We start from the raw sequence: 13,219 nt of genomic DNA, 5'->3' as shown, positions 1-13,219 counted from the left end.
TCACATGCGCACCCTGATCGTAAGCAGCCACCTCAAAAGAACAACGAGTACGCGTCGAAGTCTTCTCAAAAATCAACGCAATATTCTTACCCTTAAGGTACTGAACCTCGCGACCTTCCTTCTTCGCGGCCTTCAACTGAGCAGCCAACTCCAGGAGCTCAACCCACTCGCCAGGAGTAAAGTCCAGTTCCTTCAAAAAGTGACGTCCATGAAAATCAGTCATGATTATTCCTTCCAAAGTTGTTGAGTTTACTCGTTTGCCAGAAATCCGCCTAAATGTTCCGTTGTCAGGGACAGCAAGCGACGCAACGTTGCGTTTTTCGTGGCGGGTTCCAACAAACATGCATGATGCTACCTCCCAAATTTGGAGGCTGAACCGCGGATTAACGCGGTTTAAGCCAAATAAATATAAATAAACTCCTCTATACCCGCCCACTTTGGGGGATATAAGGGATTTATCTCGAGGCTCATCCGCGGATAAACCCCTCTTGAAAGGTGCATTTGAATGCGGGAGGGGACTGTCGCTAAATCTAGGTTTCCAAAATCTAACTCGGTCCGAGGAAGGTTTGAAAGATAGATAATGAGGCTATGGATGAAAAACGCGAGCTTTTGATGAAACTTCTTTTCGGAAACGACGACGAAGACCAAGCGAACGGCACCACTCCGGCAGTGGATCCGGCGCGGATGCAACGCTGGGCGAAGGCGCAGGAAAAGGCCCAAAAGATTAATCAAACTCTCGACAATTCTGAGCGTTCCGCGGATATCCTGCGCGAAATGATGCGCGACAATTAGGGCAAAAACGCACAATCCGGCGCGGCTTCCACCAAGCGCTGATCCATCGTCAGCAATCGCGACTTCAACTGCCTGGCCAACACGACATATATGGCATCATAGGCAGTCACGTGGTGGCGCAGCTCCCAGGCCTCGACCATGAAATCTTCCATGTCAAACAGGAAAATATTGAGAGCAGCGAAATTCTCCAAGCCGAATCTGGCTCTTTCATCGGGGATAGTACCGCGCAGAGTATTTTTTCTAACTACCTGGGTTACTTCAGCCACAATGATATTTGGCGCCGCCAAGCGGTCGTGGCGTAAATCCCTAGCAAAGAGAATCCCCTTATCGGTGCCCATTACAACTTCAGCAATAACTGAGGCGTCAACTACGAGGGTCATCGTCCCTCACGATTTTCACGGATTAGAGCAACGGTATCTAAGGTGCCACTGATTGCCCCCCCTAGCTTCAAGCTCATCAAAAAAACCTCACGGGTCTGGATTTTTCGACGCTTTTCAAGCTCATCCCTCACAAATGTAGACACAGATTTCCCCTCCGACTTAGCCTTTTCTTTGAGGAAATCGTGGAGCTTATCGGGAATATCTCGCACATATAATGTATGACCCATGCCACAAATCTTGCCCCCCAACTCCAAACACGGACGTGCCGCCGAGTTGCTTCACATAGCTACCAGTCCCTGCGCCGTTGGGTTTTCGCTCCCAGCGAAATCGAATTTTTTGAAACTATTCCAGGGTGTCGAGGTCGATTTGTTCGAGAATGCCGCCTTGGGCTGCCGCTTTGGCCGCAGCGTCGAAGATAATCTCCGGCTCAGTTGGGGATTCTTCCGAGGGCTCTAAAATCGTATTCTCTTCTGGTCCAGCAGTCTTGTCTTCCGAGGTTGAGGACTCTCCTGAATCCTCCGGTTTCTTCCCCGCCACCAGTGCCTCGCGCATATCGTTTATCGTTCCGAGAAGACCATTAATGAACTTCGGGGACTCATCTGTCGAACGCTCCTCGGCAATCTGCAGTGCCGCGGTAATGGCGGTAGGCCCGTCCACGTCCGCGTTGAACAGAATCTCCCACACCGCGACCCGCATAATCGCGAGGTCCACCTCCGGCATCCGGTGCAGCGCCCAGGCCCGCGAATAAGTCGCCAAGGCGGCATCGATCCGCTCCAGATGATCCGCTACACCTTCCAAAATCTCCCGTGAGTATGCGGGCAAGGGTGACTGTGCGGTAGTCTCGGTTTCCCGCAACTTCGCTAAAGAATAAATCCCTGCCGGATCATCGAGACCTTTAAGATGCGCCTCATAGAGCACATCGGCTGCCCGCGAACGTGCCCTAGTGCGTGCTGGAAGTTTGTGTCCCACTATCCCTCGAATCTGTCATTAAAAGCCAGTGCGGGTTGGGATACCCCAACCCGCAAAAGTCCTAGTCGGTCACGCGCGAAATGTAATCGCCAGAGCGGGTATCGACCTTGACCTTGTCGCCGGTGTTCAAGAACAGCGGAACCTGAATGTCGTAGCCAGTTTCCAAAGTTGCCGGTTTGGTGCCCGCGTTCGAGCGGTCGCCTTGCAGGCCGGGCTCGGTATGGGAAATCTCCAACACAACCGAGGCCGGGAGCTCCACGAACAGCACCTTGTCTTCGTAGAATGCCAGGATGACCTTCTGGTTTTCCAACATGAAGTGAGCCGCGTCCCCCACGATTTCAGGAGAAACCGGAGTCATCTCGAAAGTCTTGTCATCCATAAACACATAGTCTGTGCCGTCATTGTAGGAGTAGGTCATATCGCGGCGATCCACAGTGGCAGTCTCGATCTTGAGGCCAGCGTTGAAAGTCCGATCCACAATCTTGCCGGAAAGAACATTCTTAATCTTCGTCCGAACGAATGCCGGCCCCTTGCCGGGTTTGACGTGTTGGAACTCGATAACCTGCCACAACTGGTTATCAATCTTCATTACCAGGCCGTTTTTGAGATCATTCGTCGTTGCCACTATTCATTCCTTCTTCAGATAACTTGTCGTAGAGCTTATCCATCTTACTAAAAATCCTGGTCTGTCCCGAAATCGAAAATAGCTTGCACCAAACGAGCCGCAATGTCTTCCAAAGAACCTGACCCGGAAACCTCCAGGTCTGCCGTCTCGCGGATGCCCGCGGCGCGTTGACGAGCCATTTTCCGGTAAACCGTTCTCCAGGGTAAGCCTTCCGCGTTCGGCGCCCCGTCATTGGCCACCGCTTTCCAGGATTCCTCCCATGACAAGTCGACGAAAACCACTAAGCCGCCGCGTTCCCGAAAAGAACGAATCGCGTCCGCTCCGCCTTTTTCCAAGAAATCGGAGGGCAAAACGATGAGGTTATTGTCGGTTTCAACAAGGGATTCCATGTCAGCAAGTGCTTCCCCTCCCAGAAGCGCCTCTGCCGCGACGGGGGTCAACTGCAAATCTGGGGCAACCCGCCTGGCGAGTTGTTCAAGACGCGCCCCGGGAAGGGAAATCAACGCCACGGATTTCATGACAGCCTTCATGGCTCGATCCCCGTCAGTCTCGCCGCTTCCTGGAGCGCGTCTGTCGCAGACACCGGAACCACGGTCGGCCTCCCGATTTCTTCCAGTAACACGAACCGCAGTTCCCCGCCGCGTACTTTTTTGTCCGCGTACATTAGCGGTTTCAACTCTGTAAATGTCTTCCCGCTATAGGTCGTCGGCAGGCCAACAGCCTCCAGTCTCTCCACCACGGTACGCGGCAAATCGCGGGGGCCAATCCCCAGTAACGCCCCGAGGTGAGCCGCAAACACAATCCCGATGGCGACTGCGAGACCGTGGGGGAACCGGAAGTCCTCGGCTTTTTCAATGGCGTGAGCCAAGGTGTGACCGTAGTTCAGATATTCCCGCAGGCCTGACTCATACAAATCTTCTGAAACCACCGCGGCCTTCACCTGTACCGCGCGGAAAATCACTTCCCGAAGTCGCGGACTATCCACCGCGGTTAAATCCGAACCCGCCTCGCGGGCAATCTCCAAAATCTCCGGATCGCGAATGAAACCGCACTTCAAAGCCTCCGCGAGTCCTTCGATTACGTTCTCGCGCGGTAGGGTTTGGAGGGTCGTGAAATCCACCGCCACCCCTACCGGAGGGTGGAACGCCCCCACGAGGTTTTTCCCCGTGGTCCAGTCGATGCCGGTTTTCCCTCCGATCGCGGCATCAACCATCGCCAACAGGGTCGTGGGCACTTGCAGAACGTCCATGCCGCGCAGCCAAGTCGCTGCCGCGAAACCGCCGAGGTCGGTGGTGGCTCCTCCCCCAAGCGGGATGATGAGGTCGCCGCGTTCCATCTCGAAGGCAGCCGCCGCGTCCCACACGGAGCTCAAAACCGGAAGCTGCTTGGCCGCCTCACCGTCAGGCAAAACCATCACCTTGACCTCACGACCCTCGACCGAAGTGAGATTTTGGGCTAGTTCCTCGGCGAGGGACACAACCGGAGGAGCTGCGAGAATCAGGATTTTTCGAGCCCGAGCGGGAACCAAATCAGCGACTTCCCCGGCTAAATCCTCGCCGAAAACCACCCGATACGGTTTCGCCCCCTGAACCCAGACTGTGTCTCCCGCCGAGGATTCCGCCGCAATAATATCCGCGGCCATCTCCTGGCGTTTCTTCTCCGCATCGATCACCACACTGGCAATCTTTTCGTAGATGTCTTTTCGCCCGTCATAGAGTTCCCGCATTCGCTGGCGAGCATCTCCGGCCAACAGAGGCCTCACCTGAGCGGTTTTTTTCTTAGCGGATTTCTGGGAACGTTGTTCTTGGCGGTCAGAGAGAAAATCCGGACTCGCTTTCAGGTAGTAAACCGTGTGACCGGCGAGGAGATTGCGCGTCGCGGGGAAAGTCGGGGCGCCCCCACCGAGGGAAACGATGCGCGCGGGACCACTGAGCGCGTCTTTCACGACTTGGTACTCCAAACAGCGAAAGCCGTCCTCCCCGATTTCGCGAAAAATCCAGGGAATCTTCTTGCCGAAACGCTGTTCGATGACGAGATCGGTGTCAACCCAGTCGGCGTGTAGCGCCTGGGCGAGAAGTCCGGCGGTTTTCGATTTTCCGGAGGTGGGAAGGCCGATGAGCACGATTTTACGGGTCACGAGAAGTTGGTCCTTTCTTCCACGCTAGCTAGGTAGGCTCTCAGGTTTCGCCGCGCCTCCGCCACGGAGTCTCCCCCAGTTTTCTCCAAGAGGGCATCAGCCAACACCAGCGCTACCTCCGCTTCCGCGATGACCGCGGCGGGAACCACCGCCGTCGTGTCGGAGCGTTGATGGAGTCCCGTGGCGACCTCGCCGGTGGAAAGATCGATGGTTGGGAGGGAATGCGGGACGGTCGAAATCGGTTTCACCGCCGCGCGAACCACAATGGGGTTGCCGTTGGACATGCCCCCTTCGATTCCTCCCGCGAGATTGGTGGGGCGGGAGATGCTGCCGAGTCCGGTTTGGGGGGTGCCGGTTGCGGAAGTGGATTCAGCAAGGGATTGCCCGACATTCTGGAGATACATAGGGTCGTGGGCTTCACTGCCGGGGAGGGAAGCTTGCAAAAAGGCACGACCGATTTCCATACCTTTGAAAGCCTGGATGGAGATAAGAGCCGCGGCGAGGCGCGAATCCAAACGCCTTGAGTGGTCGACGTAGGAGCCGAGCCCAATTGGGACCCCGTAGGCGATCACCTCCACGATTCCTCCCAAGGTGTCCCCGGATTTCTTAGCCGCTTCGACTCGAGCCACCATCTTTTCCGAAGTCTCTATGTCGAAGCACCGCACCGGATTGTCCCGTAGATTCTCCACGTCACCAAAGGTTGGCGCCGCCGATTCCGGCGGAACCTCCACCCCACCCAAGGCCACCACGTGGGACACCAGGTGAATGTCCGCCACCTGGGACAGTAGCGCCTTGGCGAGAGCCCCCAAGGCGACTCGCGCCGCCGTCTCCCGAGCGGAAGACCGTTCCAGTACGTTGCGGGCGTCGGTGAATCCATACTTCATCATGCCGGCGAAATCGGCGTGGCCGGGACGCGGCTTGGTCAAAGGAAGATTCCGCGCCACCTCGCGTTCATCGCCCTGACCGGCATCGACGAGCAAAGCCTCGCGAGGAACCGGGTCGGGACTCATCACTGCCGTCCACTTGGGCCATTCGGTGTTTTTGATTTCGATGGCTATTGGTGAACCCAAAGTGACCCCGTGACGCAGTCCCGAGAGAATCGTCACCTCGTCTTGTTCAAATTTCTGGCGAGAGCCTCGTCCATAGCCGAGGCGGCGTTCCGCCAAAGCGGCACTGACCTCGGCGGTAGTAAACTTCAAACCGGCAGGTAAACCGCTCATAAGCGCAACGAGGGCTTGTCCGTGGGATTCTCCGGCAGTAACGCATTGCAACATAGGAGCATCTTTTCATATTTCACGGATTAACCGACAATCATGCGAATCGTTGGACTTGCCCCCAGCGCAATCAAGCCCAGGCGTTCGCCTTGATTCAGAGCAACGCCGGCAGGTAGGCAATCCAAGTCAGATACGCCGCGCAAATCAGCCACGGGCCGAAAGCCAGATGCGAACGCAGATTCGCTTTCCGACTTGCAATCGCCACTAGCGCATACACTCCCGCCAAGACACTGGCTAAAAACAGCATGATGAACGGCGCAAACCAGCCGTAGAGCCCGAGCCACGCCGCCAAGATGGCGCCGAGTTTGACGTCTCCCATTCCGAGCCCGAAAAACGACGCTATCAGGAGCAAGATTCCCACCCCGAGCCCGAGCACCCACACCCGCAGCAGCGCCGCCCAGTTGGAGTCGTGAATCGCTAGCACCGACACGAGCGGGAAAATCAGCGCCGCAGTGGGATAGAGAATCCGGTTCGGGAGGAGATGCCACCTAGCATCTGAAGCCATCAAAACCAAGGTCACCGGAGTAAGTAAATAGGCTGGTAGTAGCACAGACCAGATAATCGGCGGTTCAGTCCCTTTGGTCAAATACATCACAATCAGCCACTGGCCAATCGCAAACAAAACACTGTAGAGCGCGCTGCGGAGAGGAAAACGCATAAGACAGCGATCGGTGAAATCGAGATGCCTCTGCGCCGCAGATTGCAACAACAGACTCCCGCTCCAATAGCCCGCCACGGCGCAGACAATCCAGATAATGACAAGGGTTAGCACTCGGGTGTTACCTCGATTCTTACCAGATGCATCTTTCGAAGCGACGCTGCTTCGATTCGTGCAGAGCAATCATTAATTACTATATCTTGTTTCTTGACCCCGGCGGTCACGAATAGCGTTTTCTAACGCCCCAATCACCACAGCAGACCCAATTTCGCGACCGGTGAACAGCTTAACCTGGGCTATTCCCTGGTAGGCCAGCATTTCCCAACCGGGAATCACTTTCGCGCCGTAGCCCTCAGCCCAAGACGCTATCGGGGTGGGCCACGGGTCATAGACCGCGTCCAAAACGAAAGCCTGCGGGTTCAAGTCCGGCAGGGGCAAGGTCTTTTGATTCGGTCCGGGAACCGTGCAAAACACCAGATTGGCTCGCCCCAAAACCTTTGCAAGCTCGGCTTCGTCACCCCAGCTTAGGTGGTTTACCTCCACAAACATTCGCTCCGCTGCCACAAAAGCTGGGCCCGAACGGTCAAGGGAGCGACTCACCACGGTGATGGTTTCGGCTCCCAGCTCCCGCAAGGCGGCGATCGCGGAACCCGCGGTGGCTCCCGAACCGAAGATAACTGCTTCAAAAGACGCCGCTGTCGAAGAACGGGCGCCTCCGCCTCGAAACGCCTCCACGATTCCCGCGACGTCCGTGTTGAATCCGGTCCATGCCCCGGAACTCGGGACCAGGGTGTTGACGGCGCCGGTGGCTTTGGCGAGCCCATCCACATATGCGGCTAAGCGTAGCGCCTCGGGCTTTAAAGGCATCGTCACCGACAGGCCACGACAGGCCTCCCCGCGGGCAAAACCCGCCTCCCCCTCGAGCTTCTGAAGTAGTTTCGCTAAGCCTCCGGCTGGAACCTGGCGGCGAGAAAAATCCCAGTCCAGACCGAGTTCCCGATAGGCCGCAAGATGAATGACCGGAGACAGGGAATGCGCGATGGGGTCTCCCACCACGAGACCGTAGGGCAGAGACATTGGCGTATCTCCCGTCCGATTCTTGGAATCAACCGGTGCAGACATCGGGATTGTTTTCGCAGAACTTTTTCAAGAGCTCGACATTCGCCTGCTGCTCGGCCATCGTGGCAGAAAAACGGGTTTCGCCGGTGTTCAAGTCCACGGTCGTGAAATAGAGCCAGTCTCCCGCCGCGGGCTTCAGCGTTCCCTTGAAAGCATCCGCTCCGACCACGCCGATGGGGCTCGGGGGAAGGCCCTTGTGCTTGTAGGTGTTGTAAGGGTTGTTCGCGTCTGCCACCTCGGCACTCGTCGGCAACTTGCGGTCTTTCGAGGACTCACCCAGCCCGTAGAGCACCGTGGAGTCCATATTCATGTAACCGACGGTTTCCTTCGTGGTATCCAGACGATTTTCCACCACGCGGGCAATCTTCGCATAGTCCTGTTTTTGGAGGTCAGAGCCTTCCCGCTGGACAATAGAGGCCTTGATGAGGAAGTTTTGCCACTCAGATTCCGGAAGGCCGGACTCTTTGAGTCGCGCCACATTGTTCGCCACCATCTTGCCGACGACCTCGGAGGCAGTTTGCCCCGGCATCACAAGATAGGACCCGGGAGCGAGCCAACCCTCAACATTGCCGCCGGCCACTGCCGGAAGTCCCGGGGCGGCAGCGAAAGCGGCATCAACCTCTTCGGGAGTGAACCCACCTTTAGCAACGAGCTGGTCTTTGACCTGCCACTTGGTGAGACCCGGGCCGAGAGTGATTTGGGAATCAATCCGGTTCGCCTCATCCACCAACAGCGCCAAGGCGCTAGCGGCAGACATGCGTTTCGCCAACGTGTAGGTTCCGGGTTGGATATTACGGCAGGCCGCCTCCTGGTCGAGGCAGGCATTGAAGAAAGCTTGGGAAGAGGCCACCACGTCGGCTTTAGCCAAGATTTGGGAAATATCGGAACCGGTGGCTCCCTCGGGAACCGTCACCTCGATTTTACCGGTGCCCTGTCCCTCGTAGTCCCGGCCTTTAGCGTCAAGACTACGTTTGATGAGCAGCCCCGCAAACACCGCTCCCACCAGAATCACAATCAAAACGATGGTTATGATAATCACCCCGCGGCGACGCTGAGTCTTTTTGCGGCGGACTCGGGAACGTTGCGCAGAGCGGCGATGGTTGATGGGAGCCACTTCGGGACGCTGGAGGGGAGCGGGAGCCACGGGGCTCTGCGGCTCCTCCGGAGTGGATGTCTCGACAGGTTCCGGAGTTACAGGTGGAAAGATAGGGTCAGTTCCGGTCTCGGAAGTGGCCGTCTGCGGGTTGGCGGCTTCCTCTCTCGCGCGTGCTTCCGCCAGCGCGCGCGCCTCGCGTCGCGTCATGCGGGGTCTAGGCGGGGTCTCCGGTTGTGGCAGGTTAGATTCGCCTGCTGCCTCGTTGGTCATAAGTCCTCTCCACAGTTGAGATATCTAGTCTATGATAACTAACTCTCCGGCAAATTGAGCGTTACCAGCGGACAAATCCAGAGCTTGTTGCAAAATAAACTGCGCCGCTACCTGGTCAACCATCTGTTTATGGTCCCGCGTTTTAACCCCCGCCTCGCGGAGTTTTCCGTGTGCCGAGGCGGAAGTGAGACGTTCATCAATGAGGTGGACAGGGATCGGGACGATTCGCCGCGCTAGCCGGCGCGCATAGGACCGACTCATTCGCGCGGCGGCGCCTTCTTTCCCGCTCATCAACAAGGGCAAACCCACAAAGACGGCAGCAGTAGTCTCCGCCTCGATAATCTCTACGAGTTCTTCAAGTTCGGAGCCGTCAGGCGAGACCTGCAGGGTTGTTACCGGCACCGCCATAGTCATTCCCGCAAACACCTGCGCCACGCCGATGCGAGCCTCGCCCACATCGACTCCGACGAATCTTCCGTTTTGCAACTGCCTATCCCTATGACAGCGTCTGGGTCAGTGTCTTCGAAACGGCTTCCAATCCGGCTTCGAGTGAGCCGCCGGCCGCGCCACCACCTTGAGCGAGGTCATCCTTGCCGCCACCGCCGCCGCCCATGGCACCGGCTCCGGCCTTGACCAGGGCTCCGGCTTTTACGCCTTTCTCCCGCGCAGCATCGTTTAGAGCCACCACCAGCATCGGTTTCTCGCCAATCTCGGCACCTAGCGCCACCACGGCAGGCTCCGCCTTCGAGAAGCGTCCCCGTAACTCGGTGGCAGCTTGCCGCAGGTCATCAACCGAACCGGCCGGAACCGACTCTACGATGAGCTTCACGCCGCGCTCGTCTTTCGCCGCTTTCACATAAGCGTCAAGATTCGACAGCAAAGCCTGGAGCCTCGACTTTTCGAGTTCTTTTTCCGCGGTCTTGAGCCTCTCCATTATTGAAGAAATCCGCTCCACCAGGGTTTCCGGTTTCGCCCCGACGAGTTGCGTGACCTGGGAAACGAGGGCGTGTTCTTTAGCTTGCAGGCCGGACGCGCCGTTTCCGACAAGAGCCTCGATGCGGCGAACTCCGGAACCAACCGAGCCTTCGCCCATAACCACGAGCGAACCAATCGCCCCCGTGAGCGGGACGTGGGTTCCGCCGCAAAACTCTCGAGACCAGCCGTCGCCGATATCGACAATGCGAACAATCTTGCCGTATTTCTCGCCGAAAATGGCTTGGGCGCCGGTCTTGCGAGCTTCTTCAATCGGCATTTCATAATCGGTCACCGTCAAGTTGGCCTGGAGCCGCTCGTTGGCTTCCGCCTCCACATCTTCCAACATGGAGGTGGGCAGGGCTTTCGCGTTGCGGAAATCGAAACGCACGTGCCACGGCGCGTTCTCCGAGCCGGCTTGGGTGGCGCCTTCCCCGAGGCGATCCATCAAGAGCTGGTGAATGACGTGGGTCGAGGTGTGGGCCCTGGCAATCGCCCCGCGGCGCTCCACGTCGATAGTGGCTTGGGCATCTTCTCCCACCGCTACCGATCCCTCGGTCAAGGTGCCGCGGTGCATCGGGAGGCCTTTGACGGGAGCTTGTACATCGGCCACATCCAAGACGCCGCCACCGGCGAAAGTCACCGTACCTTGGTCGGCGAGCTGGCCGCCAGCCTCGGCATAGAAAGGAGTGCGGTCGAGCAACACCTCAATCGTCGCGGGAGCGGTAGCCACCGGAACCGGCTGGCCATCTTGTAAAATTCCGACCACCTTAGCGGGGGCTGAGGTCTCGGTGTAGCCCAGGAAGTCCACGGTCTTCGCTTTTCCGAGTTTCTCGGCGAGATCGTGGTAAACATGGACGTCCACGTGGCCGGTTTTCTTCGCGACCGCATCGGCTCGGGCCCGCTGCTTTTGTTCGTTCATGAGCTCGGTGAAACGTTTCTCATCCACCTTGACTCCGGCTTCTGCCGCCATCTCCAAAGTGAGGGACAAGGGGAAACCGTAGGTGTCGTGAAGTTGGAAGGCATCCTCGCCGGAAAGATCCTTGCCGGCCTGTTTCGCCTTGGCTACCGCTGTGTCGAGAATGACCGTGCCGGAATCTAGGGTGCGACGGAAGGCGTCTTCTTCGGCGTAGGCCACGTCAGCAATCGTCTCCCAGTTGTCTTTTAGCTCGGGGTAAGAATCCTTCATCACATCCATAGAAGCCGGCAAGAGCTGGGGCATCACGGCATCTTGTACCCCGAGGAGTCGCATGGAACGCACCGCGCGGCGCATGAGTCGGCGCAACACATACCCGCGACCTTCATTGCTCGGCCGCACCCCGTCACCAATCAACATCAGGGAAGAGCGCACGTGGTCAGCGACGACGCGGAAATGCACATCCATCGGGTCGGGAGAAGAGGTGTATTTGCGTCCCGAGAGTTTCTGGGCGACCTCGATGACGGGGAAGACCTCATCAATCTCATACATATTGTCTTTACCCTGCAGTAAAAACGCCAAGCGCTCCAAGCCGAGACCCGTGTCGATCGCGGTTTGGTCGAGTTTTCCGAGCAGGGGGTAATCTTTGCCTTTCCCTTCCCCGCGCAAAAACTCGTCAAAAACCAGGTTCCACAGTTCCAGGTAGCGGTCGCCTTTGGTGTCGGCTTCCGGCCCGCCCTCGGGTCCGTAAGCCGGCCCGCGGTCATAGTGGATTTCGGCGCAGGGGCCGGCAGGTCCGGGCTGGCCGGTGTCCCAGAAAATCTGTTCGCGAGGTAGACGCTGGACATGGGTGGGATCCAGGCCAATCTGTTTGGTCCAAATCTCTAGCGCTTCATCGTCCTGTTCCCAAATGGTGACCCAGAGTTTATCGCCGTCGAGCCCGTAACCGCCGTCGTTGAGTGAACCGGTCAGCAAGTCCCAGGCGTAGTGGGAGGCTCCCTCTTTGAAATAGTCGCCGAAAGAAAAGTTACCGCACATCTGAAAGAAGGTGCCGTGGCGGGTGGTTTTCCCGACTTCATCAATGTCATTGGTGCGGATACACTTCTGGACCGAGGTCGCTCGCGGCCAGGGCGCCGGTTCGGTTCCCACAATATAGGGAATAAACGGCACCATTCCCGCGATCGTGAACAGGATTGACGGGTCGGGGGAAATCAGCGGAACCGAGGGGCGAACCTCGTGGTCATTCTTGGCGAAAAAATCGAGCCAACGCTGACGGACTTCAGCAGTGCGCATAGTCAAAGTATCTTTCTCTATAATTATTCAAACATTAAATCATCGTCATCAAGGGAGCTGTCGTCCAAATGGCGCCCTTTGTAGGATTTTCGTCCATCCCAGGTTTCGCGGGCGGCTTGGACTTCCTCCTCGGTGGAGCTCAGAGCCTCGATGAGTTCGTCTTCACGCTCGCCCATATCGGCGCGGAACTTTTTGATGAATTCGTCAACGGATTCCTTAAACGGAGGAATCGCCAGGTAGGAAAACGCGGCCACGCCGGCGCTAATCAACAGGGTGGCGGTAGCGGCTTTCACACTTTGATGCATTTTTCAGTCCTGCTTTCCTTTGTTGAGGCCCATGGCTTTGCGAACGGCATAGCTGAAGGCTGCCACCTTGATAAGAGGCTTGCCGAGCGTGGCCGTCACCAGGGTGGTGAGCGCGGAGACATCTTCCACGGAACGTCCCGCCGCGGAAGTCATGGCGTCCACCCGCACGAGCTGGTTGTTGACCTGGTCGAGGGAATCTTGACCCTGTTTTACGGTCACGATGGCTTCGTCGGACACTTCCTTAATGGATTTTTCCAACTGGCCAAACACGGCCCCCAGTTTCCACAGCGGCACCGCTAAAAACAGCACCAATACGGCAAAAGCGACGGCGGCAATAATGGCTGCGATGTCTCCTATCATCAAAACTCCTCACTTGGCTCGGCGACTGGCTCACCAGTTGTCCGAAAACGATG

At 57.3% G+C, this 13,219-nt stretch carries 15 protein-coding genes and 1 pseudogene; 1 reads left to right on the top strand and 15 read right to left on the bottom strand.

What is annotated here, in order from left to right; translation table 11 throughout:
* Positions 1 to 223 (bottom strand): annotated as a pseudogene (locus FYJ63_RS09585) (ornithine carbamoyltransferase); the annotation flags it as partial.
* A 365-nt stretch (positions 224 to 588) separates the two neighbouring features.
* On the opposite strand from FYJ63_RS09585, the gene FYJ63_RS09580 reads away from it, so the two are divergent.
* Positions 589 to 792: a hypothetical protein gene (locus FYJ63_RS09580; RefSeq protein WP_154546132.1), complete on the top strand. Its 204-nt coding sequence runs from the start codon at positions 589 to 591 to the stop codon at positions 790 to 792.
* Here FYJ63_RS09580 and FYJ63_RS09575 read toward each other — a convergent pair.
* From FYJ63_RS09575 to FYJ63_RS09510, 14 genes are all read right to left on the bottom strand, one after another.
* Positions 789 to 1,172, bottom strand: a complete 384-nt coding sequence (locus FYJ63_RS09575; RefSeq protein WP_154546130.1) for a type II toxin-antitoxin system VapC family toxin — start codon at positions 1,170 to 1,172, stop codon at positions 789 to 791. The two genes, FYJ63_RS09580 and FYJ63_RS09575, sit on opposite strands and share 4 nt — an antisense overlap.
* Positions 1,169 to 1,399, bottom strand: a complete 231-nt coding sequence (locus FYJ63_RS09570; protein ID WP_154546128.1) for a FitA-like ribbon-helix-helix domain-containing protein — start codon at positions 1,397 to 1,399, stop codon at positions 1,169 to 1,171. Before FYJ63_RS09570 ends, FYJ63_RS09575 begins: the two co-directional genes overlap by 4 nt.
* 115 nt (positions 1,400 to 1,514) lie before the next feature.
* Positions 1,515 to 2,141, bottom strand: coding sequence for a transcription antitermination factor NusB (gene nusB, locus FYJ63_RS09565; RefSeq protein WP_287847695.1), 627 nt, complete (start codon positions 2,139 to 2,141; stop codon positions 1,515 to 1,517).
* Between the two features lie 61 nt (positions 2,142 to 2,202).
* Positions 2,203 to 2,766 (bottom strand): elongation factor P, encoded by a 564-nt coding sequence (gene efp / locus FYJ63_RS09560; protein ID WP_277028000.1) that lies wholly within the window; start codon positions 2,764 to 2,766, stop codon positions 2,203 to 2,205.
* Between the two features lie 47 nt (positions 2,767 to 2,813).
* Entirely contained in the window at positions 2,814 to 3,296 is a 483-nt protein-coding gene (locus FYJ63_RS09555; protein ID WP_154546126.1) for a nucleoside/nucleotide kinase family protein, read from the bottom strand.
* Positions 3,293 to 4,903 carry a 3-dehydroquinate synthase gene (gene aroB / locus FYJ63_RS09550; protein WP_338106905.1) on the bottom strand — a complete coding sequence of 537 codons (1,611 nt, stop codon included), beginning with the start codon at positions 4,901 to 4,903 and terminating at the stop codon, positions 3,293 to 3,295. The genes FYJ63_RS09555 and aroB overlap by 4 nt, the downstream gene beginning before the upstream one ends.
* Positions 4,900 to 6,177, bottom strand: coding sequence for a chorismate synthase (gene aroC / locus FYJ63_RS09545; protein ID WP_154546124.1), 1,278 nt, complete (start codon positions 6,175 to 6,177; stop codon positions 4,900 to 4,902). Before aroC ends, aroB begins: the two co-directional genes overlap by 4 nt.
* Positions 6,178 to 6,271: 94 nt before the next feature.
* Positions 6,272 to 6,949 carry a prepilin peptidase gene (locus FYJ63_RS09540; protein WP_338106904.1) on the bottom strand — a complete coding sequence of 226 codons (678 nt, stop codon included), beginning with the start codon at positions 6,947 to 6,949 and terminating at the stop codon, positions 6,272 to 6,274.
* A gap of 72 nt (positions 6,950 to 7,021) precedes the next feature.
* Positions 7,022 to 7,957 (bottom strand): shikimate dehydrogenase, encoded by a 936-nt coding sequence (locus FYJ63_RS09535; RefSeq protein WP_154546120.1) that lies wholly within the window; start codon positions 7,955 to 7,957, stop codon positions 7,022 to 7,024.
* Positions 7,941 to 9,320, bottom strand: coding sequence for an endolytic transglycosylase MltG (gene mltG, locus FYJ63_RS09530; RefSeq protein ID WP_229770106.1), 1,380 nt, complete (start codon positions 9,318 to 9,320; stop codon positions 7,941 to 7,943). The genes FYJ63_RS09535 and mltG overlap by 17 nt, the downstream gene beginning before the upstream one ends.
* 24 nt (positions 9,321 to 9,344) lie before the next feature.
* Positions 9,345 to 9,806 (bottom strand): Holliday junction resolvase RuvX, encoded by a 462-nt coding sequence (gene ruvX, locus FYJ63_RS09525; protein WP_154546118.1) that lies wholly within the window; start codon positions 9,804 to 9,806, stop codon positions 9,345 to 9,347.
* Between the two features lie 10 nt (positions 9,807 to 9,816).
* Positions 9,817 to 12,501 carry an alanine--tRNA ligase gene (alaS, locus tag FYJ63_RS09520; RefSeq protein WP_154546116.1) on the bottom strand — a complete coding sequence of 895 codons (2,685 nt, stop codon included), beginning with the start codon at positions 12,499 to 12,501 and terminating at the stop codon, positions 9,817 to 9,819.
* 23 nt (positions 12,502 to 12,524) lie between these two features.
* Complete coding sequence (locus tag FYJ63_RS09515; RefSeq protein ID WP_154546114.1) at positions 12,525 to 12,806, bottom strand: hypothetical protein; 282 nt, start codon at positions 12,804 to 12,806, stop codon at positions 12,525 to 12,527.
* Positions 12,807 to 12,809: 3 nt separating this feature from the next.
* Positions 12,810 to 13,166: a DUF948 domain-containing protein gene (locus tag FYJ63_RS09510; RefSeq protein ID WP_154546112.1), complete on the bottom strand. Its 357-nt coding sequence runs from the start codon at positions 13,164 to 13,166 to the stop codon at positions 12,810 to 12,812.
* Positions 13,167 to 13,219 lie beyond the last annotated feature (53 nt).

This window comes from Mobiluncus porci (assembly GCF_009695935.1).
Taxonomy (GTDB): Bacteria; Actinomycetota; Actinomycetes; order Actinomycetales; family Actinomycetaceae; genus Mobiluncus; species Mobiluncus porci.
This window is presented reverse-complemented; position numbering and strand designations above follow the sequence as displayed.